Below are 24,819 nucleotides of genomic sequence, written 5' to 3'. Positions count from 1 at the left end.
TGTGCTCGCGATCTGTGCCGGCGGCATTAGATAGCCGACACGCTCGAATAGAATAGTACCGACCACGCCGGCCCCTTCGGGCGGCTTTTTCTTTGGGAAAATCACATGGTAAACCTCAGCGCCCTGACGCGGGCGAACGCCGCTCGCTGGTCGAAAGCCTGACTCACCCGCGAAGCCGAATTCGCGCACCCCGCAAAGATTGCCGTTGCTAACAAGAGCCGCTATCTAGCCATCGCGCGCGCGGCCGAGATGACTGATATCGCGTGGGTCTTCATTGCGGTCAGCCACTACCGTGAGTCGTCGCAGGATTTCGATCCCAAACCTAAATCGCAATGCCTCGTGAAGGCCTCCGAACTACCGCCGGAAACACCAGAGGTCATGTGTCCAACTCGCAGCTCACCGGGCGGCTTTTGCGTCTGTCCCAGATTCACTAAGGACGGTGACACAGACGGATATTTTGTTGGGACGGCAAGATAGCCAACCGCCCCCCCTAAGCGGCGATGGTCTTCATTGGTGCTTGGAGGGCCCGAGGTGATAAGATGCACGCTTGGCAAGCGGCTGTCTTAGCTGGAGGCCGTTCAGCCAGGCCACTACGCACCTCGAATGCGCTGGCCGCGCCTCGCCACGATCTCCAGTGACCCACAACCGGTATATTCACGCCTGCGCAACGTGCAAGCACGGGCATTGTCGAGATCGTGCTTGCCGGCGGCTGTCGGGGGCGCTTTGGGTGGGACTGGATACGGTGGCGCTGCAGCGGGTATTGAAGATGCGCGCTACTTGCCCTTCCAGACCGGAGCCCGCTTGTTGAGGAAGGCGTCCATGCCCTCGCGGAAATCCTCGCTCATATAGGCTTTCAGGATCAGGTCCTCGCCTTCCTCGCGCGAGAGCGTGCGGCGGATGCGGCGCACCGCTTCCTTGGTCGCTTCCAGCGTCAGCGGCGCGTGGCTGGCGACGAGCTTTGCAGTCTCGTCGGCACGGCGCTGCAGCGTCTCCACGTCAGGCACGACCTCGTTGAGCAGGCCGAGCGCCAGCGCCTCCGGCGCCTCGACCAGGCGCGCCTTGAAGATCATATCCTTGGTGCGGGCGGGACCGACCAGCGCGACGACGCGGCTGATGTTGGACATCGACAGGCAGTTGCCGAGCGTGCGTGCGATTGGAAAGCCCATCCGCGTCGTCTCGGTGCCGATGCGAAGATCGCAGCAGGCCGCGATCCCCGCGCCGCCGCCGGTGCAGGCGCCGGCGATCGCCGCGATCACCGGCACGCGGCACTGCTCGAGCGTGCCGAGCACGCGATCGATGCGCGCCTCGTAGTCGAGCGCATCCTGCGCGGTCTTGAAGGCACGGAATTGCGAGATGTCCGTGCCGGAGGCGAACGCCTTGTCGCCCGCGCCGGTCAGGATCAGCGCCTTGATCGAACGGTCGACGTTGATCTCCTGGCAGATCTCCGCCATGCGGTCATACATGGCGAAGGTCATGGCGTTGCGCGCCTGCGGGCGGTTGAAGGTGATCCGCGCGATGCCGTCCGTGACGGAGTAGAGCAGGTCTTCGTTGGCAGTCGTCGGTGCGTTCATCGCGCGCTCACTTTCTTCGTTAAAGTTCGGTCAGGCCGCCCTCAGGCAACCTGAGCCTTAGGCGACTTGAGCCTTGGTCATCGGCACCGCGTCGCGTCCCTTGAGGACGTCCATCGCCGCTAGCACGCCGCCGCTCCGGTGCGGGATCTTTGCAAGATCGAGACCCATCTCGACGCCGGCGAGCGTGCCCATCAGCATCAGATCGTTGAAATGGCCGATATGGCCGATGCGGAACACCCTGCCCTTGACCTTGTTCAGGCCGGTGCCGAGCGACATGTCGAAGTTTTCCAGCACCACCTTGCGAAAGGCGTCGGCATCGTGTCCCTCGGGCACGCGCACGCCGGTCAGCGCCGGCGAATGCGCGGCGGGATCGGCACATTGCGTCTCCAGGCCCCAGACCTTGACCGCAGCACGCGTCGCGGCGCTGTGGCGCTTGTGGCGGGTCCAGACGTTCTCCAGCCCCTCCTCCTCCAGCATCTTCACCGCCTCGCGCAGGCCGTAGAGCAGGTTCGTTGCGGGCGTGTAGGGGAAGGTGCCGAGCTTGTTGAAGCTGATCACCTCCTGCCAGTCCCAGTAGGAGCGCATGCCGGGGTTGGCTTTGGCGACCGCGAGCGCTTTCTCCGAGACCGCGTTGAAGCCGAGGCCCGGCGGCAGCATCAGGCCCTTCTGCGAGCCGGCGACCGAAACGTCGATGCCCCAGGCGTCGTGCTCATATTCCATCGAGCCGAGGCCGGAGATGGTGTCCACCATCAGCAGCGCCGGATGCTTGGTGCGGTCGAGGATCTTGCGCACCTCCAGCGGCGGCGTCACGCAGCCGGTCGAGGTCTCGTTGTGCACGACGCAGACCGCCTTGATGGCGTGCTGCTTGTCGGTGGCAAGGCGCTTCTCGATCTCGGCAAGGTCGGCGCCATGGCGCCAGTCGCTCGGGATGAAGTCGACGTCGAGCTTGAACTTGTCGGCGATGCCGCGCCACAGCACGGCGAACTGTCCGGTCTCGCACATCAGGACCTTGTCGCCGGGCGCGAACACGTTGACCATCGCCGCTTCCCAGGCGCCGGTGCCGGACGAGGGGAAGATGATCACGGGCTGCTTGGTGCGGAATACGCGCTGCATTGCGGCAAGCACGGCAAAACCGAGCTCGGCGAACTCCGGACCGCGATGGTCCAAAGTCGGCATATCCATCGCCCGCAGCACCCGATCGGGCACGTTGGTCGGTCCTGGAATCTGTAAGAAATGCCTTCCAGTATGCACGGTCATCGGCGTCCTTCCCGGTCTTGCCTTGGTTTGGTGGGCGCCGAATAGCACCATTTGACCGGCTTGTCCTCTCCTCCAAAGGGCCCCTCGGGCATAGCGGGCCGGCCTGCCCTCGGCCGCTCCGTCGCGACCATCTTCGCGGGCCGACCTTTACGTGCCGACGATCTTCAGATGCGGCGCGGCATTGCCCTGCGGGCGCTGCTCCAGCAGCTTCATCGCGACGTCCACGCCGCCGGCGCGGTGCGGCACGCCGGCCACCGACAGGCCCATCTCGATGCCGGTGAGCGCGCCGAGCAGCGTCAGCGCGTTGCATTCGCCGAGATGGCCGATGCGGAAGACCTTTCCGGCGACCTTCGACAGGCCCGAGCCGAGCGACATGTTGTAATTGTCGAGCACGACTTTCCGGAACTGATCGGCATCATGCCCCGGCGGCATCAGCACGGCCGTGAGCACCGGCGAGAACTCCGAAGGCTCCTGGCAGAGCACTTCGAGACCCCAATGGTTGACCGCGGCCCGCGTCGCTGCCGCCAAGCGCTGATGCCGCGCAAAAACATTGTCGAGCCCCTCCTCGAGCAGCATCGCGATCGCCTCGCGCAGGCCGTAGAGCAGATTGGTCGCGGGCGTATAGGGGAAGAAACCCTTGGCGTTGGGCTTGAGCATCTCCTCCCAGTCGAAATAGGAGCGCGGCATCTTGTTGGTCCTGGACGCAGCCAGCGCCTTCTCCGAGATCGCGTTGAAGCCGAGACCGGGCGGCAGCATGAAACCCTTCTGCGAGCAGCTGACGCTGACATCGACCTTCCACGCGTTGTGACGATAGTCGACCGAGCCGAGCGAGGAGATGGTGTCGACCATCAAGAGTGCCGGATGCGAGGCGCGGTCGATCGCGGCGCGGATCTCGGCGATGCGGCTGGTCGCGCCGGTCGAGGTCTCGTTGTGCACGACCATCACCGCCTTGATGGTGCGCGCGGCGTCTTCGGAGAGCTTGGCCTCGATCACCGTGGGATCGGCGCCGCGGCGCCAGTCGCCCGGGACGAAATCGACCTCGATGCCGAAGCGCCCGGCCATCTGCCGCCACATCGTGGCGAAGTGGCCGGTTTCGACCATCAGCACCTTGTCGCCCGGCGACAGCGTGTTGACGATCGCGGCTTCCCAGGCGCCGGTCCCCGACGAGGGGAAGATCACGACCGGCCCCCTGGTCTGGAAGATCTGCTGGCTGCCTTCGAGCACGGTCCGGCCGAGCTCGCCGAATTCGGCGCTGCGGTGGTCGATGACAGGCATGTCCATCGCGCGCAGGACGCGCTCGGGGACCGGGCTCGGGCCCGGAATCTGCAGGAAATGGCGTCCCTGCGGCATGCAAAGCTCCCTTTCGGCGGGTTATGGCCGGCTCTGCCGGCTATTTTGCATTCATTTTTTGTCCCTTCAATCGAAATCTGGTATTCGATTGCGAGCGTCGACGCGATCAACCGGGCAAACTACTGTGCTGCAAATGAAATCCACGATTCCCGACAATGGGGTTCCGATCACCCCGTCCCCCGGCAATGGCGATCGCCAGGAAAACCGTCACGAGGCCTCGCTGCATGGCGAGATCCTGCTGCGGCTGCGCGACTACGTGGTCGAAGGCAACATTCCCGAAGGCGCGCGCGTTCCCGAGCGGCAACTCTGCGAGATGCTCGGCATCTCCCGCACGCCATTGCGCGAGGCGCTCAAGGTGCTCGCCGCCGAGGGCCTGATCGAGCTATTGCCCAACCGCGGCGCGCGCGTGCGCCAGCTCAGCCAGCGCGACCTCGAAGAACTGTTCGACGTCATGGCGGGCCTGGAAAGCCTGGCGGGGCGCCTCGCCTGCGAAGCCATAACGGATGCGGAAATCACGGCGATCGAGCAGCTGCACTACGAGATGTACGGCCATTACCTGCATCGCGACATGCATGGCTATTTCCAGGCCAACCAGCGCATCCACGAGAGCATCGTCGCGGCCGCGCGCAATGAGACGCTGAAGATTGCCTACGCCAATTTCGCCGGCCGGATCCGACGCGTCCGCTACTCCGCCAATTTCGCCCGCAAGCGGCAGCGCTGGGCGGAAGCCATGCGCGAGCACGAGGCCATCCTCGATGCGTTGCGCCGCCGCGCCGGCAGTGAACTCAGCGACATCCTGTTCCAGCATTTGCGCAACAAGCGGACGGCCGCGATCGAGCACCTGACCGAGCCCCAAGAGGGCCTGCCGGCATCGCCTTGAGGGCGCCCGGCTCATTTTGCATTCACAATATAGTCGGCTAGGAACCACAATGAATAACTCAGCAAGACTGAGCCCCGCTGGGTCAGTCCGGGATCAGGGATGACGAACGCCTCCTCGCTCGAACGGCGCCTGCGGTCGGAATTGACCGGCGACGTGCTGTTCGACGGCTTCAGCCGCGGCCGCTACGCCACCGACGCCTCGTTCTACCAGATCATGCCGGCTGGCGTGGTGGTCCCCAAGACCATGGGCCAGGCCTTGCGGGCGCTGGCGATTGCGCACGACGAGGGGCTGAAGGTCACCCCGCGCGGCGGCGGCACCTCGCAATGCGGCCAGACCGTCAATGACGGCCTCGTGGTCGATCTCTCCAAGCACCTCAACCGGATCCTGTCGCTCGATGTCGAAGGCCGCACCTGCGTAGTCGAGCCTGGCATCGTGCTCGACGACCTCAACCGTCAGCTCAGAAAACACGGCCTGTGGTTTCCGGTCGACGTCTCCACGGCCTCCCGCGCCACGATCGGCGGCATGGCCGGCAACAATTCCTGCGGTGGCCGCTCGCTGCGCTACGGCACCATGCGCGACAACACGCTGTCGATGGAGGCATCGCTCGCCGACGGCACGCTGGGCCGTTTCGGCGAGGTCGCGCGCGATCTCTCCGACCTCGAGGCCGGCGACAGCACCCGCGCCCTGTTCCGCGACATGCTCGACCTCGGCACCCGCGAGGCCGACGAGATCGCCGCGCGCTTCCCAAAGGTGCAGCGCCGCGTCGGCGGCTACAATCTCGATGCGCTGGTGCCGCGCAACGCGCCGAACAACATGGCGCATCTGTTGGTCGGCTCGGAAGGCACCCTCGCCTTCACCACCAAGGTCGAGCTGAAGCTGTGGCCCGTGATCCGCAACAAGGCGCTCGGCGTCTGCCATTTCGGCAGCTTCTACGAGGCGATGGATGCGGCCCAGCACCTCGTCAAGCTGAAGCCGATTGCGGTCGAGCTGGTCGACCGCACCATGATCGCGCTCGGCCGCGACATCGCGATGTTCGCACCCGTCATCTCCGCGGCGATCAAGGGCGATCCGGACGCCGTGCTCGTGGTCGAATTCGCCGAAGAGGACCAAGCCGACAACCTCGTGCGCCTCAAGCAGCTCGGTGAGCTGATGGCGGATCTCGGCTTTGGCTGGAACAACGACACGCGCAAATGGGGCGGCGTGGTCGAGATTACCGAGCCGGCTCTGCAGAGCGGCATCGCCGATTTCCGCGCGGCCGGCCTCAACGTGATGATGTCGATGAAGCAGGAGGGCAAGCCGGTCTCCTTCGTCGAAGACTGCGCGGTGCCGCTGCCGCACCTTGCCGATTACACCGCGCGGCTGAACGAGGTCTTCGCCAAGCACGGCACCAGCGGCACGATGTACGCGCACGCCTCCGAAGGCTGCCTGCATGTGCGCCCCGTTCTGAACCTGAAGCTTGAAAAAGACGTCAAGGCGATGCGCGCCATCGCCGAAGAGGCCTTCGCCCTGGTGCGCGAGTACAAGGGCTCGCATTCCGGCGAGCACGGCGACGGCCTGGTGCGCTCCGAATTCCACGAGGCCATGTTCGGCGAGCGCCTCGTCGCCGACTTCAGGGAGGTGAAGCAGCGCTTCGATCCTGCCGGCCTGCTCAATCCCGGCAAGATCGTCGATGCGCCCAGGATGGACGACCGCTCGCTGTTCCGCTTCAAGCCCGACTATCGGGTCGGCGAGCTGAAGACGAAGCTCGACTGGTCGGCTTATCCCGGCGCCGGCGGCGGTTTCCAGGGCGCGGTCGAGATGTGCAACAACAACGGCGCCTGCCGCAAGCTCGAGGGCGGCGTGATGTGCCCGTCCTATCGCGCCACGCGCAACGAGAAGGACGTCACGCGCGGCCGCGCCAACACGCTGCGGCTTGCGATCTCCGGCCAGCTCGGCCCGGATGCGCTCTCTTCCGACGAGATGATGGAGACGCTCAAACTCTGCGTCTCCTGCAAGGCCTGCCGCCGTGAATGCCCGACCGGCGTCGACATGGCCAAGATGAAGATCGAGGTGCTCGCCGCGCGCGCCGCCTCTCACGGCCTGACGCTGCGCGACCGGCTGGTCGGATATCTGCCGCGCTATGCCGGCCTTGCGTCGCGCTTCGCGACGCTGGCGAATTTGCGCAACGGCAGCCCGCTGCTGCGAAGGCTGTTCGAGCGGTTTGCCGGCATCAGCGCGCGCCGGGCCCTCCCCGCCTTCCGCAGCGATGTGTTCGTGCCGCCGTCCGAAAGCGTCGGGCCTACGGACGGTCGCGAGGTCGTGCTGTTCACTGATACCTTCAACCGCATCTATGAGCGCGAGAATCTCGACGCCGCGCTGCGCGTGCTCACGGCCGGCGGCTATCGCGTGCATCTGCCAAAACTTGCGAGCGGCAACCGTCCGCTGTGCTGCGGCCGCACATTCCTGTCAGCCGGGCTCGTCGACGAAGCCAAGGTCGAGCTCGACCGGCTGGTCTCGGCTTTCGCACCCTATGCAGCGCGCGGCGTGCCGATCGTCGGCCTCGAGCCGAGCTGCCTCCTGACGCTGCGCGACGAGCTCGCTTCGCTGCGCAAGGACGACGACGCCAAGGCGATCGGCGCCCATGCGCTGACCTTCGAGGAGTTTCTGGCACGCGAGGCCGAGGCCGGAAGGCTGCAACTGCCGCTCGGCATCGTCGCGGACAAGGCCGTGGTGCACGGCCATTGCCATCAGAAATCCTTCGGCGCCTTCAAGCCGGTCGAGCAGGTGCTGCGCCTCGTCCCGGGCCTTGAGGTCAAGACCATCGAGTCGAGCTGCTGCGGCATGGCCGGCGCCTTCGGCTATGGCGCGGACACGTATGATGCCTCGATCGAGATGGCCGAGCTGTCACTGCTGCCGGCCGTGCGGCGCGCGGACCCGGATGCGCTGGTCGTCGCCGACGGCACCTCATGCCGGCACCAGATCCAGGATGGCGCCCAGCGCGAGGCGCTTCACGTCGCGCGCGTGCTGGCCATGAGCCTCGATCGCGCAAAAACCAACGCCACCTCTCCAGCTGCAAAGGAAACCAGCCATGGCTGACCTCACGCTCGACACCGCCCGAAAAATCCTCGACGCCGCCTTCGCGAAGGCCGGCGAGCTGAAGCTGAAGCCGCTGGTCGTCACCATCCTGGACGCGCGCGGCGTGCTCAAGCTCGCGGCGGCGCAGGACGGCACCAGCCTGATGCGCGCCGAGATCGCGCATGGCAAGGCCTATGGCGCGCTGGCCATGGGCATGGGCTCGCGCGCTTTGTTCCAGCGCGCGCAGGAGCAGGCCTATTTCGTCGATGCCGTGAACACGATTGCCAAGGGCGCACTGGTGCCGGTCCCCGGCGGCGTGTTGATCATGGACGGCGCGACCCTGCTCGGCGCGGTCGGCGTCTCCGGCGACACCTCGGACAACGACGAGGCCTGCGCCGTCGCGGGCATCCAGGCGGCGGGGTTAAAGGCGAACGCAGGTTAGCCTAGACCGGTCTTGCTAGGTAAGTCTTCTATTTGGTGGGGCACAGCAGTGCTCTGGCAACGAAGTCAGGCAGGAAATCGGGCTTAATCAAATCGATCGGCTATCAGCAACCCAGAGTGAGCTCTAGGCTTGCGCCCCCCCCACGTCCAGAACGTAAGTAGCAAACAAAAGAGGATCAACAAAGCAATCAACCTTGCGCGTGGTCGACCGCCTTCATCGCCGTTCGTTCACGGGGTTTCGGTGGTTAACCGGTGGTCAAGCCGTTGAAGGGCCCCAGCCAAAGACCTGCTGACTAAGAGTCTGATGTCTTCTAAACAACCACAGGTACTTAGATGTAAAAGACGGCCATAGCGCAGCTATATAGATCGATGGTGGGTTACAGCAGAGTTGTAAATTGCGAGCCAGCGCTTCCTTGAACCTGCGGCCCCTGCGTCCCGAACGTAAGTAACAAACGAAAAGATCAATGAAAACAATGAAGTTTGCTCGCGATTGACCACCTTGATCGCCGTCCGTTCAAGAGGTTTCGGTGGTCAATCGGTGGTCAGCTTACCTGATGCGAGCCTTGATCTGAGCCCGGCGGTCCTAATGCTGCGCGTCCGAGGAGGGCTCCCTTCACACGGGAGAGGTCCAAGGTTCGATCCCTTGTGCGCCCACCATCAGAATCACTGAAAATCCGGTACTTTTTTAGATTCGTGCTCAGGCCTGTTCGGCAGGTGCAGGCACGAAAGAGCAGAACTAAGCAGCAACAAGCGGGGAATGACCGGGGATTCTGTTCACCCCGCGTTCCGGCCTCAGAGAAGCTTGGCTCCCGCTTCTTCATCCCACTCCAGTTCGCAAAGCACCTCAGTTTCAACAGACGTTTCCGCGGTAAAGTACTTCGCGTTCTCCGTCAGAAGCCGCCGAGCTGCCTCTTCCGACCTTCGTTTTTGACTCGCAGCGCTCGCTGAAGCTTGCAATCGCTTCACCGGTTCGTTGGACCGCATCCCATCCCAAAATCTCAACCACGGCGTACCAGACCCCTCTTCCCGGATATCGTCCGCGATGGCGTCCAATTCGGCCTTGGATGGCGTCCAACCAACCCCACCGCGAGAGATTGTGCTCACTCCGGAGAGGATTGAGTTCAATCAGATCGCCAACCTGGTCCCACGTTACCTCCCTCCACGACGTCAGGGACGACGTAATTCAGATGATCTTCCTAGCAATCGTGGAGGACTCGCTTCAGCGCGATCAGGTCGCTGGCCAAGGTCCGCGAGTTCATCAGCGCGCACTACAAGGAAGCTCGGCCGCACAGCATGGGCAAGTATGGGCTAAGGTCGCTCGACGCGCCACTTTATGCGGACAGCAGTGTGACGCTCGCGGACCGGGCTACTCGCGTCATTTGGGACGAGTCTCGGACGTAGGTCGCCGTAGCCGGCGGACCGCGCTGGCAATTCGACGGAAAGGCCGCAGCGAGCTGAATCGCTGCGGCCTGCGCCGTGTCAAAAGGCCGGGTGAAAGAGGTAGGTGCAATATGGTGCCAGCCCGGTCTGCCAAGTTTTCCCGGTATCTCAGGTTCCGGCCACAACAAAGGTGAATCGATGCAGTTCATAGTTTGCTGGCGTCTCTATCCACTCCACTTACCCAGACTGTCTCGCCGACGTTTCGAACGATTAGGAACGGGGAAGTGCATGTTCCACATTGCATGAGAGTGCAATCGGGAGTCTCAGCCATGGCAGTGCAAATCGCGATGGATCACAGCGGCGAGAGCCGGCACTTTTTCGACAACTCCAATGCAGAAGCACTGGTAGAGGCGGAGAAGCTTTTTCTGCAATTTACCAGCAAGGGATATACCGCTGCAGTGCGGACGGGGCCTGGTGAGGCAACCAGGATCACGGCGTTCGATCCGACCGCCGAAGAGACATTGTTCTTCCCGCGGCTTGTGGGGTGAGCAGCAGTGACGAGAAGGTTCGGTCGCATCGGCCGGTGGACGGGCCGGAGCCTGGCCGTTGGTAGGCTTTATCGAGCAGCAAAGGAGGAGAAAACGGTCCAGGCTCGGGGGCTGCGACTGCTGCGTTCTTTCGCCACAGCAAAGAGTCGACTTCGAAAGGAAGGGGTACTTCGATGTCGTGGGGTGCGATAGCGGAAAGCGGTACCGCATACGCCGGGGAAGGTCCGGCAACGTCAACAAAATTGATGAATACGGGCGGCTTGGCACGGGGTGGTGCTTCGTCCCGGTGGGTGGTTTGGTCCAGGGCGATGTCATGCTAGCTCAAAAAATAGCTCTTGAGACTGACGAGGAACACGCTTTGAGCGTCGCCAATAGCTTCCCGGGCCGATCCGGTGGCGCCGACCCGGTCGTCGTCCGTCAGAAGGGAGAATTGTGCAAGGACATCTTCATTCCAGCTAAACGCAACGCGGCATCGCCGACCGGCCTAACGAGTTACTAGTACGAGGGCGAAGAGGAGCAAAATAAACAGAATGCTCGCTGGGTATATATGCAGAACCTTCGTCCTCAGCGGAATGGGGATATCGGAATTGTCTTGATTATAGGAGAACCGCACCTCTGAAAACCCCAGGGCAAGACCGAGGCGGCTCTTGCTTGCGAAGTAGGCGAAAGAGTCGTTTATGAAGCAGCAGCAATCGAGCAACATCAGTGCGGGAAATACATACAATCCCGCGAGGCGCCTCTCCTTGAGAACCCAAGCACCGCAGAGCCAACCCAATCCCCCACCAATGATTGGGGCGACGACCAGCTGCCAAAGGCCAAAATTGAGAACGAGATTCCCTAGGAAGAAGCCAAGGGCTCCGAGGCCTGCGATAACCCCGGCATAGGAGAAATCGTCCAATAACTTGTCCAGTGATGCCACGGGCCACCAATTGGTAGTTGCACCTCGAAGCCTAGGTCATCTTAAAACTGCTAAATGATTGTTAGCGGAATGCCTCGTATTGAACGACGAACGAGCCCGCTTCTGGCCCAAAGCAGGCTTGTGCTCGGCACGCTCAGTGATCGCCACCGGAGCTGCCATCGCCCGCGTGATCACCACCGCTGTGGAAGACGCTCTCACCATCGCCGCCCGATCCAGAGGTGGATTTAACAGCACCCCAGCGCTCCGCATCGACTATCATCGACGTATGCCGGTGTGACGCAAGCAAGAGAGGAGGCGACTTCCGTACTGGATTGTGCAGCAAGAGTTGACTAATGGTAGATTGAGCTTGGTGTTGAAGCCTGCACAGAGGGCGACACACCTAGTTGAGTCTATCTGGCCCATCGGCTAGATCGACCTCTTCGTCTTGCGGCTAGACTTCTGAGAACCGCCTTGGAGAAAGTCTTAGCCGAAAAGGCCGCCGGAATTCGGCTCAAAATAATAGCGTCGTGGAGGGCTGCGCCCCGCCCTCTAGCTAAGTTTTTGAAATATACGGGATATAACTTGTGGTTCTTTGGCCGGCATCGCTGGAGATATCGCGGGCCAGAGACTGAATCGCCATAGCGTTTGGTCCTGCCAAATCGTCATCCAGGACACCTCGCAGGCCCATCACCGTGATACCTGCAATGATTGTGCCGGTATGGTCAAAGATGGGAGCCGAGATCGCAGTGTAGTCAGATAGCAGGTTGGATCGGTTGCGACTAATTCCCTTTTCCCTGATCGTCGCGACGAGTTCGCGTACCTCCTTCCAACTGCGCGGGATGTCGGCCAACTCGGTCCGCAAAGGGCGCTGAGATAGGTCTACCAGTTCCGCATCAACATGGGCGGACGTCATGCCCTCGGGAAGGTACGCCAAAAACAGCCGTCCCAAGGCAGATCTCAGGATCGGGAGTACACTGCCCACGCGGAGTTCGAAAACGGAGCGACTGTGGATACCATCGGCCCGAAAGACAATCGTCGGGCCGTGATTGCCCCAAACGCCGAGAAAAACGCTATGCCCGATGTCGTTTGCCAGTTCGACGAGCCGATCGCGGGAGGCTGTGAAGATGTCGAACTGCTCAAGGCCGGCAATTCCAAGTTTCAGCGTATATGGACCAAGGCCATAATGCCCGGTGCTGGCATCCTGATGAACCACTCCGATGCCGAGCAGGCTGACGAGATAGAAATGCAGATTGCTCGCGGATAGGCCCGTGCCCCCTGCAATTTCCTTTAGGGGCAGCGGCCGCCCGGCGGTAACCAGGAAGTCGATTACCCGAAATCCAATTTCGATGGACTGAATGCCTTTCCGAGCACTCTTTTTAGATCCGTCTTTATCCACTTGAGCCGTTCCCGGGGCCGTTGCGCGAACCGCCACCATGTCGGTGGGGTTCTCCTTGGAGTGGTCCATGTCTTACAATCCGGGGGGCAAACGGGCAACGGAGTCCTCTAAGTCCCGCGATCGCAATTCAGTTGATGGGAGCTGTCTGGGCAAAGGCTCCGGAAAGCAGGTGGCCCGCGTTGGGGAGTGTCGCTTCGAGGCCTAACGCCGTCAGCATCTGGTGCGTTGTGGCGATAGCGGCAGTGACGACGGGTACACCACATTCGGCCTCGACGTCGGGCACCGCAGCTAGCGATGGCATTTGGACGCATGCTGAGAGGACGAGGGTGTCGATGCCCTTCATATCGAGCTTTTTGTAGATGTCGACGAGGGCCAGCGGGTCTCGTGCACCGACTGCCAGATTGTCTTCTATCTCGAGGGCGATGAAATCGTTGACGGAGATGTTTTCGCTCTCGATGTAATCGACGACCAGCTTGGTCAACGGCTTCAAATACGGAGCGACGATGGCGATACGCTTTGCACCCATGAGCTTCAGGCTGTCGACAAGCGCGCCGGCGGAGGTAACAACGGGCGCAGGGGCGCCATTTTCCACGGTGCGGCCGTGCAGTCGTTCCTGCGAGATGCGATGGTAGCCCTTGCCCATCGCCATGATCGCGACCAGGCAGGCGTAGCCGAGAACATCGACTCGCGCATCCGATAATTCGGAGGCGCAGCGGTCGGAATCGCGGTCCATCGCCGCCAGTTGGTCCTTTGTGACGCTCTTCATTCGCATGCGCGCGGAGTGGAAAGAGAAGCGTTCGGGAAGAACACTCTCTCTCGCGCGCAGCATCGCCGGAATCTCGCGCTCCATGGTCACATTGGAACTGGGCACGATCTGGCCGATGCGTATTACTTTGTCTGCAGTCATGGTGTCCTGTCCCGGGTCACGTGCAAAATCTCAGGTGAAGACTGTCTGTCTGGACGTCAGATGGCGACGACAGGGTTGCGCAACCTGCCGATGCCTCCCACCTCGGCCTCGATGACGTCACCCGGCCGCAGCCATTCCTGCGGGTCGCGCCCAGCGCCGACGCCGTCCGGCGTGCCAGTCGCGATGATATCGCCCGGCTCGAGCGTGATGCCCTGGCTGATATCGGAGATCAGCGCGTTGACGTTGAATAGCATGTGCCGCGTATTTGAGTTCTGCTTCTCGACGCCATTGACGGATAGCGAGAGGTCCAGAACATGTGGATCGGGGATGTCATCTGTGGTGACGATCGCTGGACCGAAGGGCGCAAAGGTGTCCTGGCCCTTCGAGTAGATCCACTGGCCAGCGCGGCGGTTGTCGCGCGCGCTGATATCAATAAGTACGCTGTAGCCAAAGACATAGCTGAGCGCATCTTCGGCTCGGACCCGGCGAGCGGTCCGCCCGATGATCACGGCCAATTCCACCTCCCAGTCGAGTTGTTTGGTAATCTTGGCGTCGTGATGCACGGCATCGCCGGGTCCGATTACTGTAGTGGGCGGCTTGGAGAAGATCACTGGCTGTTTCGGTAACTCCTTCGACGTGTTCAAGGTGCGGCTCGATTCTGCGACATGCTCGATATAGTTGAGCCCGATGCCAAAGATGTTCTTGCGTGGGCGCAGGATCGGAGCGAGTACCCTGACATTCTCGATTGGTAGCGCAGCGCCGACCGGCAAGGCCCGCTCCGTATCGTCAACGATTTTGCGAAGCGCTCCCAGTGCGGCAGGACCCTGATCGATGAAGGCAAGCATGTCATCCGCCAGGGGAATGCCGGACGCAGCACCCAGCCCCCCGACATCGAGGACGGTTCCCCCGATCACGACGCCTAGTTTTGACTTATCGGCAGGGTTGGCACGGAATGTAATCAACCGCACGTTTCTTCTCCGATGTTTCGTGGCTTAACCGGCGAGCGGCTGATAGCCCTCGTTCTCGCCATAGGCCTCCTCGCGATAGAGGCCGAGCGAATGCATGACCGGCAGGTCGTTGAACGAGAACAGGCAGGCATCCTCCTTGTCCGACGCATTGGCATGCTCGTGGATTGCCCATGATGGGACGCAAAAGATGTCGCGCTCCTGCCAATCGAAGCGCTTTCCATCGACGATGGAGTAGCCACTGCCTTTGGCGCACTGATAGATAAAACTTCCAGTGTGCCGGTGCGCCTTTGTCCTCTCTCCCGGCCGCAGCAATTGCATGCTGGCCCCGATCGTCTGCATCACGGGACCGCCCGTGACTGGATTGACGTATTTCATCAGGACGCCGTCATAGGGCGAAGCGTCGGTTGCCATGGCGTACTTGGTCAGCGCCTCGTAGGTCGGCTCCCATTCATACTTGAAGAGCGGCGAGTAGGGTTTCGACCAGGTGCCTGTAGCAGGTAGTACGCCAGGAGCGCCGTAGGTGTGGGTCGAGTCGTCGATCTCATAGGTGACCTTCTGCCTCAGGTCTGGATGGACGGTGAAGAAGTTCGCCTCGAGCGCGTTCATCAACGGAATGTCCAGCCCATCCTGCCAGATGCAGGGGCTGCCGTCGGCCGACACGCCATGCTCGTGCCAGGCGCCATTCGGCGTGAGGACGAAATCGTTGCGGCGCAGCGTCATCTTGTGGCCGTCGACGATCGTATAAGCGCCAGACCCTTCCATGATGAAGCGTAGAGCGGAAGCCGAATGGGCATGGGCCGAAGCCGCCTCGCCCGGGTTCATCACCTGAAGGCCGGTATAGAGCCAGCCCACGGCTGCCGAAACGTCGCGACGGTTGGGATTGGACAGGTAGATCACCCGTCGGCCGGCCTTCTCTGGCGTTACCAACGCCACCGAGCGAAGGACATGTTCGCGCAGGCGACGGTAGGGCCAAAGGACCGGCACCGACGTCGACTTCGGAAACCAGGGCTCAATTTTGTTCGCCACTGTCCAGAGTGCTCCGGCGTCCAGATCCTCGAGTTCCCTGTAGTAGGAAAGCAGTTCCTGAGTGTCCTCGACGTGAGAGCGACCCGCAACATCTTCACGCATTTGACAATCTCCTCTTCATGGTCTCTGCAAAGTGACCGGCTTCCTCCCCAGCGGGGTCGTGGCCGGGACTGTCTCGGCCACCAGAGGTAATCGAGGCGGGATCGTTGCGAATCGACACTGGCTCCTGCGGCGCGGCATTCACCCGCAGATTGAAGATGTCGAAGCGCTGATAATGGCCGACGATGTCGTGCATCTGCTTTGGCTGAATGCAGCGGCTGAGATCGATGTCGGCATAAACAATGCCTTCGTCGTCGATCAGCGGTGTGCCCGCGACACGTCCATCCGGCCCTATAATCCCGGAGAATGCGCTCGACTTGCGTTTCAGTCGCGCCCGAGCATCCGGAACGATCGTTTCCATCGCAGCGATGATCTCTTCGGAGATGGTCGAGCAGGCCACGACAGTGAACAGCTTTCCTTCAAAGGAATGAGCCGCAGCCCGTAGCCGGATCGCATCGGCCATGTCGTAGTCAGGCGGTGCAACAGGCAGTGCAATGTAGCTTGCGACGTGGACCAACTCGCCCTGAGCAAGCAGAGCATAGCGCGCAAGCGTATTGGTGTTCTCGCCGCAGGCCAGCCCGGCGAGCGGACCGATCGCGGTTTGATGAACCAAGAGCGAAGAACCATCGCCGTTGGTCCAGGTCAGCTTCTCCGCCCAGGTCGGAACGAGCTTCCTGTGCCGGCCCAGCAGCCTTCCGTCAGGGCCGATGAATAGCAAGGTGTTGTACATGGCGCCCCAACTGATCGGGCTACGTTCGTTGACGCCGATAACGACATGAACACCGTGCTCGCGTGCGGCCGCGCACAACGTCGCCACCTCCGGACCGTCGATTAATATGGAGGCTCGCGAAAGCCGCTCGAACCATGCGCTTCCCGTTACTGGGTCAGTGATCCAACTCCAATAAGGATACCCAGGAACGAACACCTCCGGAAAGGCGACTAGCGAAGCGCCGTGCCGCGCCGCCTCCCCGATCAGGTCCACCGCTTTCAATATCGTCTTTGCGCTGTCCAGGAACTCCGGTGAGGCCTGGATGGCGGCGGCGCGAAATACAGGGAGCATTTGTGAGCCTACACTTTGTACAATATTACTGTAAATAAACAACGATAATGAATTGGAGTCAAGTTCTCAGACCGCTCGCGTCTAACGCGGCAGCGCGAGAGAGTTCGCGCAGCGGCCATGCAAGTTGCACGGTTCCCTCCTGAAGTGGATGGTGCGCCAGCGGGAAAGATTGGCGCAGGCGCCGTTTTGGCGGATTGACAGGGACGGCTTATATACAATAATGCTGAATTAGCACATCATTATTAAACGCCGGTGAGGCGTCGGAGGAGACGGTAGAGCATGTCGGACGCCAAGCTCACAGATCAGCAGTTCAGTTACGTGAATCACCTGCAACTCGAGCAGTTGCTTTCAGTGATGCGGCAGATCACGCCACATCCCGAGGAGCACATTTTCATCACCACGCATCATGCGCTGGAGATCTGGTTCAAGCACCTGATCTTCGACATGAAGCGGATTATCGAGCACTTGTCTGCGGGCGAATTGACAAGGGCGAACTGGCTCCTGAAGCGGGCCGCCGAAATCATGAGGCTGGCGGAAGGGCATTGGACCGTTCTCGAAACTATGTCCGCGGCGGACTTCCTAGAGTTTCGGAGCTATCTCACCGGTGCCTCGGGGATGCAGTCCCGGCAGTTTCGCGAACTGGAGGTCATGTGTGGACTCTGTGAGACAGCAGGAGAGGCTTACCGCCAGCGCGTGGCCAAAGCTTGGCCCGGTCTCGCCGAGGGCTACCCGATAACTTTGCGCAAGGCGTTCTTTGCCGCCGTCGGAAACTCGGACCACTCACTCGTCGAGATCTACCGCGATAGATGGAAGCTCTTCGAACTTTTCACATTGGCCGAAAACGCATTTGAGTTTGATCGCCGCTTCCTGTCCTGGCGACATAGCCACATTCTGATGGTGCGGCGCCAGATAGGAATGCGCACCAAAGGAACCGGCGGAACTATCGGTCAGGACTATCTCGCTTCGACCGCCAACTTTCTGTTTTTCCCCGAGCTTTGGGAGCTTCGACACGAGTTGACGCTGAGCGCCGGCGGGGAAGTGGGCGGCACTGGAGGCGGCCGATTAACGAGCGCACCGTCCGGGCGCTGATGATCGGACGATCTATGAGGAACTGAGCCAATGAATTGGAGAAGAACCAGCCTCTGGGGCACGATCGCGATTTCGCTGACAGCCATGTTTGGCGACGTCGCGCATGCGGACGAAGTCGCAAAAATCGGGATAGCGCAATTCGGGCGCCATCCGCAGCTCGATCTCATCACCGAGTCGTTCAAAGAAGAGTTGAGCAAGCTAGGGCACCAGGAGGGGAAAAACGTCTCCTACAATTTGAAGCAGGTGAATTTCGACCCTTCCCTTGTTCCACAGATGATCGGCCAGCTGCTTTCTGAGAAGCCGAATTTGATCCTGACTATCACTACTCCGGTCAGCCAAGGGGCCAAAGCGATCTTGCAGAACACCGATGCGGTTGGCGTGTTTGCCGCAGTGAGCGATCCGGTTCAGGCAAGCCTTGTTCAAAGCTGGCAAGGAGGCGACAAGAACATGACCGGCGCCTCGGACCTGCAAGACATCGACGCCGTGCTCAATTTCACTCACGAACTGCTGCCGGACGCCAAGTGGCTGGGCGTCCCCTACAACCCGGGTGAAGATAACGACGTCGCGGTGCTACGGATCATTAAGGATCTGGCGCCCAGATATGGCTTTAAGGTGGTCGAGATCGGCGTCGAAACGGTCAACGACATTCCGGTGCGAATCTCCGCGTTCAAGGGTCGCGCTGATGTTCTGTACGTCATGACGTCCAATCTGCTGCAATCATCAGAGCCCGCCGTGGCGGCTGCAGCGCAGTCCGTTGCAATTCCGGTCATCTCGGCAAATGACGCAAACGTGCGCACAGATAGTTTCCTGGCTTCGTTTGCGGTCGATTACGCCAGCGTCGGACGGCTCGCTGCGGATTTGGCTGCACGTATTCTCAAGGGCGAGAAACCGGAAAACATCCCGGTCGCCAAACCGGCCCCGAAGGACCACAAGCCGGTGATCAGTGCCAGGCAGATGGAGAAGTTCGGCCTCAAGCTCCCAGCCTCCCTCTCATCCTGCAACTGCATGGTCGACTGAATCATCCGCGCCGGGGTGACCGGTTAGGGCTGCCTCGGTGCGTGGTCAGAGTAAGGGAGGAAGAAATGCTAGCCATCAGAGGCATCGACAAGAGGTTCTTTGCTGGGACGCTTGACGAAAAGCATGCGCTTAAGGGCGTAGATCTTACGCTCAACGAGGGCGATTTCTGCTGCGTCATCGGCAGCAACGGCGCTGGAAAGAGCACACTGTTGAACGGTGTTGCAGGCAAGATCATTCCCGACAAGGGATCGATCCGGATAGATGACCGCGACGTCACCGCGATGCCAGTGCATCGGCGCTCGCGCTGGGTCGCCCGTGTCTTCCAGGATCCCATGCTGGGTACGGCGCCGGAGATGACAATCGCAGAAAACATGCTCATGGCTGAACTGCGCCCTCGACCCGCGCGGTTCACACTCGGACTGAGCCCAACCAGACGTGACGCCTATCGAGAAAGGCTAAGGACGCTCCGGCTCGGGCTCGAGGACCGGCTCGACGCGAAGGTATCACTGCTTTCAGGCGGACAAAGACAATCACTGTCGTTGCTCATGGCCGTCATGGCGCGGCCCAGGATTCTGCTCCTCGATGAGCACACCGCTGCGCTCGATCCGAGAACGGCGCAACTCGTTCTCGACATCACCTTGGACGCCGTCGAACGCAACAAGCTGACAGCGCTGATGGTGACTCATGACATGGATATGGCGATCCGCTGCGGCAACAGGCTGGTGATGATGGAAGCGGGCCAGATCATTTACTCGACTTCGGGCGAAGCAAAGAGACAGCACACTGTCTCTGATCTTATCGATCGCTTCCACACCAAAGACGACAAGATACTGCTGGCAAGTTGAGGGCACCATCATGACGGCGTTCTGGAGCTTTTACGACCTCATTCCGATCACTCTGGCGCAAAGTCTCATCTATGCGTTTGTGGCCTTAGGGATCATGCTGCCTTTTCGTATCCTCAACTTTCCGGACATGACAGCGGAGGGTGCGTTTCCTCTTGGCGGCAGCATCTGCGCAGCATTCCTAGCAAGCGGGCTGTCCCCCATGGTGGGCATGGCAGTGGCGGCTGTGGGCGGGGCGCTTGCCGGCGCTAGCACCGCAATCATTCACCTGCGCTTTCGCATCAATTCGCTGCTGGCAGGCATTCTGGTGATGACCATGCTCTACTCGCTCAATCTCCATATCCTCGGTCGACCGAACGTCGCGTTGTTCAAATACCCGACCTTGTTTAACAGCATTGCATACTTCGGTCCGGGCTCCCTTGCGGGAAAGATCGTTGTGCTGAGTCTTCTCGTCGCGACGGTCTTCTTCCTACTCCTCTACCTATTGCTGACGGAGCGTGGCGTGGGTGTCCGCGCCGCCGGCTCGAACCCGGAGATGGCTGAAGCTTATGGTGTCAGCGTTGGTTCGATAACCGTTGCCGGCGTCGCGACAGCGGGTGCCTGCTCTGCTTTTGGTGGATCGCTCCTCGTGCAGTCGCAGGGCTTCGTCGACGTCGGCATGGGTATTGGCGTTCTCGTCAACGGCCTCGCCTCTCTCATCATTGGCGAAAGCTTGTTAGGGCGACGTCGCGTCATAAATCAACTGGCCGCCCCGGTCGTCGGATCAATCCTCTATCCGCAGATGGTGTCGGTCTGTCTGGCGATTGGGCTCCCGCCCTCGGACCTCCGCTTCGCTACCGGTCTGCTGGTCCTGGTCGCGCTGGCGCTACCTATTTTGCGAAAGCGCGGAACCGCACCAGCAATGCGGGAAAAGGTGAGAGCCTGACATGCAGACGCTCGATTTGGCCGCCCCTCCAGCCGAGAAAGCCGAGTTGGATCTGCAGCTTTCGCCCAGCCGCTCCTCATTGCATGTGCCAGCTATTTTTGGACAATGGCAAGCGCTGTCCGAGAAAGCTCGTCAACAGTCGGGGTCGGCTGCATTCCTGAACCTGCCCTACGGCAAAAAGACCCGACAGCGTCTCGACGTTTTCACCAATGGCGACAGGAAGGGGGCGCAGCTTCGTCCGGTCCATGTCTTTATTCATGGCGGATTCTGGCAAGAGGGCAGCAAGGACGATTTCCATTTCCTTGGGCCGGCGTTTGTTAAGGCGGGTTGGATCTACATCGCGGCAGGCTATTCGCTCGCTCCGACGGTCTCGCTTAGTGAGATCGTAGCAGAGATCCGGGAGGCCGCCGGCTATGTGAGGGCTCGTGCAGCCGACTTCGGAGGTGACCCGGCAAGGATCGTGGTCTCCGGCCATTCGGCCGGCGGTCATCTGGCGGCATGCTTAGCCCTAGCGGGCGAGGAGGAGCAAAAGCTGGCCGGAATTGTCGCAATCAGCGGCGTCTTTGACCTTCACCCTATCCGTCAGTCCTATGTGAACGACGCGATCAACATTGGGGATGACGAGGCCCGTTTGCTCTCGCCGGCACTCCGCGCCCCCATTCCCGGCACCGTAGGTCGCGTGTTAGTCGGCGCTTTGGAAAGTCCGGAATTCATTCGTCAGTCGCGTTTGCTTGTTCAGAACTGGGGCAACGCATGTGGCTCGTTGAGCTACAGCACAATCGCCGGGGCCGACCACTTCAGCATTCTTCTAGATCTCACCGACCCAACCAGCCAGGCCTTCCGCGCCGTCGCGGGCGTGGTCGACACCGCTGCCTGAGAAAAAGACATGACCGATCTTGTCGCAATGGCATACGCACTCGATGCAGCCGACCCACTGGCTCGCTATCGCGAGTTTTTTCAAATCCCCGAAGGCATGATTTACCTCGATGGCAACTCGCTCGGCCCGTTGCAGAGGGCTGTCGCGGAACGCACTTCCCTGACCGTGGGTAGGGAGTGGGGCGAGGGTCTGATCAGCAGTTGGGACAAAGCAGGTTGGATCAGGATGCCGGTAAACGTGGGCGATCGCATTGCCTCGCTGGTGGGTGTCGGTAACGGGGAAATAGCTGTCGGCGACAGCACCTCCGTGAATCTGTTCAAATGCTTGGCCGCCGCGTTACGACTACGCCCTAGCCGGCGGGTGATTCTGGCAGAGCACGACAACTTTCCGACCGACAACTATATTGTCGAAGGCTTGGCTGAGTTGTGTAGGGACGTCGAGATTCGATTTTTCCCGTCGACAGACCGGATCGCGGACCACCTTGCGGACGATGTCGCAGTGGTGTTGCTCAGTCACGTTCATTACCGGACATCCAAAATACAGGACATGGCGGGGGTGACCCGCGAAGCCCACGCGCGCGGTGCGCTGGTCGTTTGGGATCTTTCGCACTCGACCGGCGCAGTTAAGGTGGAACTGGCAAAGTCGGGAGCCGATTTTGCGGTTGGCTGCACGTACAAGTACCTCAACGGGGGTCCGGGTGCGCCAGCCTTCGTTTGGGTCGCACCGTCACTGGTGAGTTCGGTATCACAACCCCTCACGGGCTGGATGGGCCACAGTCGCCCCTTCGACTTCATCCCGGAATACGAAGCAGGCGCAGCGATCAAACGCTTCGTTTGCGGTACGCCGCACGTGCTGAGCCTTTCTGCCCTGGATGAAGCCTTGAAGTTGTGGACCGAAGTGGATCTCGACCACGTCTTCGAGAAGTCAAGGCGCATGACCGAGTTGTTCATTAAACTCGTAGAACAGGAGTGCATCCAGTTTGGGCTGGAGTTGCAGTCGCCGCGCGACGCAAGCGCACGAGGCAGCCATGTCTCGTTCGGTCTGAGCTATGGCTATCCAGTGATGCGGGCGCTGGCGGCGAATGGCGTCCTCGGGGACTTCCGCGCTCCCGACACTATGAGGTTTGGGTTCGCACCGCTTTACCTGCGATATTCCGATGTCGCTGCGGCCGTGGCGCGGCTGAGGACAATCCTGACCAACAAACTATGGGATGTCGACACATTCAAGGTCAGTGCCGCTGTGACTTGAACTTGTTGTTTCCGTGCGTCCAACTGTCGGCGCGGAAGGCCGGAGATGGGCTAGCCGCCCTAAAGTTTGCCATCCTCGCTGCGGCTAACATCAACCTCATCTCTCCTGCTGAAGGAGAAGTTAGGTCCAGGAGGGAGTGCAAACCCAAAGTTTTCCCGAAGAGGAGACGAGTCTCTGGAGCCTGACGGTATTCTTGATTTTCGGTTGATCAGGTGTGCCTTGGCCTCGACAGAGCACGGCAGTTTCCGCCGCGCGGCCGATGCGCTGAACCTGCAGCAATCGAGCGTGAGCAGGGGTGTGCGGAGCCTTGAGCATCGCGTTGGCGCGCAACTTTTTGGCCAACGCCCGCGAGGCGAGCGATTCCTCCAGGAAACCAGGCAGTCTAATTGGCGCGCGACTTGCCCACGCCCCTTCTTTGAGACGCGGCCGGTACAAGTCGCCATTGGTCAAGAGGTCGAGAAAGCCTCCTTAAGCTCAGGGACATGCGCAGGTCGTGCAATGCATCGCGTCTTTCAGAATTTTATCGATCTTCTGTCCACCGCAGAAGATCTTCAGGACTTTTCCAATGCGATGGCGGACACAGCGACCGCTCTGGATCTGTCCTGCTTTGCTTACCTCGCCTTGCAGCGTTCAGAAAACGACGAGCCTCGCCTAATTTCCACGTATCCGTCGCGGTGGACGGCGCGTTATCTGCGTAACAGTTATCAAATGATCGATCCTGTCATCAGAGAGGCGCTTCAGACCCCCGAACCCTTCCGCTGGGGAGGTGATTTCCGATCGAGATTGACTTCGATGGCGCAGCAGCAACTCTTCGATGAGGCTGCGCAATTCGGAATCCGGTTTGGATTTACCGTCCCAATTCACGATGGGCACGGTCCAATCGCTGCACTGACCTTTGCCGTCGACGCGAAACGGCCGCAATTCGAAAGGTGCATTGATTCGCATGCGCGGGTTCTTCAGCTTATGGCGATGCATTTCCATGCCCACGTTCGCCGCAAGCTTGCGAACGAACGTGCTATAAAGGGCATACGCTTGTCTCCTCGGGAATTCGAATGCTTGGAATGGGCTTCACAAGGGAAAAGCGCTTGGGAGATCGGATGCATCCTCGGCATCTCGCGCAACACAGCGGCATACTACCTAGAAAACGCGAAGGAAAAGCTGGGTGTTCGAACGATCGCCCAAGCGGTGACGCGCCTGGCCGCTGCAAATAAAAGCAAGCAGAAATAGGGCATGCCTCCCCTACAACTACAGGTAATGATTCGCGTCAATAATCTCGCTTCAAAGAGGTGATGAACACCTTTGGAGGGATTATGATTCAGCTGATCACACCATCTTCTTATGGAGAGTTTTCCGACACTCTCGTTGAGATGCATCGGTTGCGGCATCGTGTTTTCAAGCTGCGCATGGCATGGGAAGTTCAGACCAGTGGCGAAATGGAAACCGACGATTTCGATGCGCTGCATCCCCACTACCTAGTTCAGGTAGGTGAAAACGGCCAAGTGCAAGGGTCCGTTCGTCTGCTTCCAACGCTTGGCCCGACCATGCTTCGCGATACTTTTCGCGCACTTATCGAAGGCAACCCCGCGCCCTCGACCCCTCTCGTTTGGGAAAGTAGTCGATTCGCAATCGATGTTGCTGCGGATGCCCCGAAAGGAGATCACGCGATCACTCGTGCCGCTTACGAGCTGTTTGCGGGAATGGTCGAGTTCGGGCTCTCACGACAACTCACCGACATCGTTACCGTCACGGATATCCGAATGGAGAGAATCCTTCGACGAGCCGGCTGGCCTCTGCGACGCATCGGCAATCCTTCGACGATCGGCAACACCCTTGCCGTGGCCGGTTACCTCGCGATTTCGCGCGATATTCTGGCCAGCCTAAGAAAGGCCGGCGGTCTTTCGACACCGGTCCTCTGGACACCGGTAATCTTCGCAGCCGCCTAGAAGCGGTCATGCCAAACGAGCGATATGCACGTCCCCGCCTTGA

Annotated in this window: 21 protein-coding genes and 1 pseudogene; 13 read left to right on the top strand and 9 right to left on the bottom strand. The window is 60.6% G+C overall.

Going from position 1 to position 24,819, the window contains the following annotated elements; genetic code table 11:
• Nucleotides 1–773 precede the first annotated feature (773 nt).
• From I6F36_RS25270 to I6F36_RS25260, 3 genes are all read right to left on the bottom strand, one after another.
• Nucleotides 774–1,571: an enoyl-CoA hydratase/isomerase family protein gene (locus I6F36_RS25270; protein ID WP_109143034.1), complete on the bottom strand. Its 798-nt coding sequence runs from the start codon at nt 1,569–1,571 to the stop codon at nt 774–776.
• A 57-nt stretch (nt 1,572–1,628) separates the two neighbouring features.
• Nucleotides 1,629–2,828, bottom strand: a complete 1,200-nt coding sequence (locus tag I6F36_RS25265) for an alanine--glyoxylate aminotransferase family protein (RefSeq protein ID WP_225136991.1) — start codon at nt 2,826–2,828, stop codon at nt 1,629–1,631.
• Nucleotides 2,829–2,975: 147 nt separating this feature from the next.
• Entirely contained in the window at nt 2,976–4,178 is a 1,203-nt protein-coding gene (locus I6F36_RS25260; protein WP_225136993.1) for an alanine--glyoxylate aminotransferase family protein, read from the bottom strand.
• A gap of 133 nt (nt 4,179–4,311) precedes the next feature.
• Here I6F36_RS25260 and I6F36_RS25255 point away from each other — a divergent pair, with 133 nt between their 5' ends.
• The 5 genes and pseudogenes from I6F36_RS25255 to I6F36_RS25235 all read left to right on the top strand — a co-directional run.
• Complete coding sequence (locus tag I6F36_RS25255) at nt 4,312–5,058, top strand: GntR family transcriptional regulator (RefSeq protein WP_225136995.1); 747 nt, start codon at nt 4,312–4,314, stop codon at nt 5,056–5,058.
• A 99-nt stretch (nt 5,059–5,157) separates the two neighbouring features.
• Nucleotides 5,158–8,133, top strand: coding sequence for an FAD-binding and (Fe-S)-binding domain-containing protein (locus tag I6F36_RS25250; RefSeq protein WP_225136998.1), 2,976 nt, complete (start codon nt 5,158–5,160; stop codon nt 8,131–8,133).
• Nucleotides 8,126–8,554: a heme-binding protein gene (locus I6F36_RS25245; protein WP_157285577.1), complete on the top strand. Its 429-nt coding sequence runs from the start codon at nt 8,126–8,128 to the stop codon at nt 8,552–8,554. The genes I6F36_RS25250 and I6F36_RS25245 overlap by 8 nt, the downstream gene beginning before the upstream one ends.
• A gap of 1,708 nt (nt 8,555–10,262) precedes the next feature.
• Nucleotides 10,263–10,481 carry a hypothetical protein gene (locus tag I6F36_RS25240; RefSeq protein WP_225137000.1) on the top strand — a complete coding sequence of 73 codons (219 nt, stop codon included), beginning with the start codon at nt 10,263–10,265 and terminating at the stop codon, nt 10,479–10,481.
• A gap of 51 nt (nt 10,482–10,532) precedes the next feature.
• Nucleotides 10,533–10,863, top strand: a pseudogene (locus tag I6F36_RS25235) (hypothetical protein); the annotation flags it as partial.
• A gap of 102 nt (nt 10,864–10,965) precedes the next feature.
• On the opposite strand, the gene I6F36_RS25230 reads toward I6F36_RS25235, so the two are convergent.
• The 6 genes from I6F36_RS25230 to I6F36_RS25205 all read right to left on the bottom strand — a co-directional run bounded on the left by I6F36_RS25230 (nt 10,966) and on the right by I6F36_RS25205 (nt 16,835).
• Nucleotides 10,966–11,379 carry a hypothetical protein gene (locus I6F36_RS25230; protein WP_225137002.1) on the bottom strand — a complete coding sequence of 138 codons (414 nt, stop codon included), beginning with the start codon at nt 11,377–11,379 and terminating at the stop codon, nt 10,966–10,968.
• Nucleotides 11,380–11,932: 553 nt separating this feature from the next.
• Nucleotides 11,933–12,844, bottom strand: a complete 912-nt coding sequence (locus I6F36_RS25225) for an IclR family transcriptional regulator (protein WP_225137003.1) — start codon at nt 12,842–12,844, stop codon at nt 11,933–11,935.
• Between the two features lie 58 nt (nt 12,845–12,902).
• Nucleotides 12,903–13,682, bottom strand: coding sequence for an Asp/Glu racemase (locus tag I6F36_RS25220; RefSeq protein WP_275970698.1), 780 nt, complete (start codon nt 13,680–13,682; stop codon nt 12,903–12,905).
• 56 nt (nt 13,683–13,738) lie between these two features.
• The gene (locus I6F36_RS25215) at nt 13,739–14,650 is read right to left on the bottom strand and encodes a fumarylacetoacetate hydrolase family protein (RefSeq protein ID WP_225137005.1); all 912 of its coding nucleotides are present in this window, start codon (nt 14,648–14,650) and stop codon (nt 13,739–13,741) included.
• Between the two features lie 24 nt (nt 14,651–14,674).
• A complete protein-coding gene (locus tag I6F36_RS25210) occupies nt 14,675–15,778 on the bottom strand; it encodes a cupin domain-containing protein (protein WP_225137007.1) in 1,104 nt (367 codons plus the stop codon).
• The gene (locus tag I6F36_RS25205) at nt 15,771–16,835 is read right to left on the bottom strand and encodes a carbon-nitrogen hydrolase family protein (RefSeq protein WP_225137009.1); all 1,065 of its coding nucleotides are present in this window, start codon (nt 16,833–16,835) and stop codon (nt 15,771–15,773) included. Before I6F36_RS25205 ends, I6F36_RS25210 begins: the two co-directional genes overlap by 8 nt.
• A 279-nt stretch (nt 16,836–17,114) precedes the next feature.
• On the opposite strand from I6F36_RS25205, the gene I6F36_RS25200 reads away from it, so the two are divergent.
• The 8 genes from I6F36_RS25200 (at nt 17,115) to I6F36_RS25160 (ending at nt 24,776) form a co-directional block, all read left to right on the top strand.
• Nucleotides 17,115–17,924 (top strand): tryptophan 2,3-dioxygenase family protein, encoded by an 810-nt coding sequence (locus I6F36_RS25200; protein ID WP_225137011.1) that lies wholly within the window; start codon nt 17,115–17,117, stop codon nt 17,922–17,924.
• Nucleotides 17,925–17,954: 30 nt separating this feature from the next.
• On the top strand, nt 17,955–18,941 hold the full coding sequence (locus tag I6F36_RS25195) for an ABC transporter substrate-binding protein (protein WP_225137013.1): 987 nt from the start codon (nt 17,955–17,957) through the stop codon (nt 18,939–18,941).
• 65 nt (nt 18,942–19,006) lie between these two features.
• Complete coding sequence (locus I6F36_RS25190; protein WP_225137015.1) at nt 19,007–19,786, top strand: ABC transporter ATP-binding protein; 780 nt, start codon at nt 19,007–19,009, stop codon at nt 19,784–19,786.
• Between the two features lie 10 nt (nt 19,787–19,796).
• Nucleotides 19,797–20,708 (top strand): ABC transporter permease, encoded by a 912-nt coding sequence (locus I6F36_RS25185; RefSeq protein ID WP_225137017.1) that lies wholly within the window; start codon nt 19,797–19,799, stop codon nt 20,706–20,708.
• Between the two features lies 1 nt (nt 20,709).
• Nucleotides 20,710–21,585 (top strand): alpha/beta hydrolase, encoded by an 876-nt coding sequence (locus tag I6F36_RS25180; protein ID WP_225137019.1) that lies wholly within the window; start codon nt 20,710–20,712, stop codon nt 21,583–21,585.
• Nucleotides 21,586–21,594: 9 nt separating this feature from the next.
• Nucleotides 21,595–22,833, top strand: coding sequence for a kynureninase (gene kynU / locus I6F36_RS25175; RefSeq protein ID WP_225137021.1), 1,239 nt, complete (start codon nt 21,595–21,597; stop codon nt 22,831–22,833).
• Between the two features lie 66 nt (nt 22,834–22,899).
• Nucleotides 22,900–24,060, top strand: coding sequence for an autoinducer binding domain-containing protein (locus I6F36_RS39890; protein WP_346656674.1), 1,161 nt, complete (start codon nt 22,900–22,902; stop codon nt 24,058–24,060).
• A gap of 83 nt (nt 24,061–24,143) precedes the next feature.
• Nucleotides 24,144–24,776, top strand: a complete 633-nt coding sequence (locus I6F36_RS25160; RefSeq protein WP_225137023.1) for an acyl-homoserine-lactone synthase — start codon at nt 24,144–24,146, stop codon at nt 24,774–24,776.
• Nucleotides 24,777–24,819: the final 43 nt, after the last annotated feature.

This window comes from Bradyrhizobium sp. BRP19 (assembly GCF_020194195.1).
In the GTDB taxonomy this organism is placed as follows: domain Bacteria; phylum Pseudomonadota; class Alphaproteobacteria; order Rhizobiales; family Xanthobacteraceae; genus Bradyrhizobium; species Bradyrhizobium yuanmingense.
The sequence above is the reverse complement of the archived record's forward strand: the minus strand, read 5'-3'. Positions and strand labels throughout refer to the sequence as shown.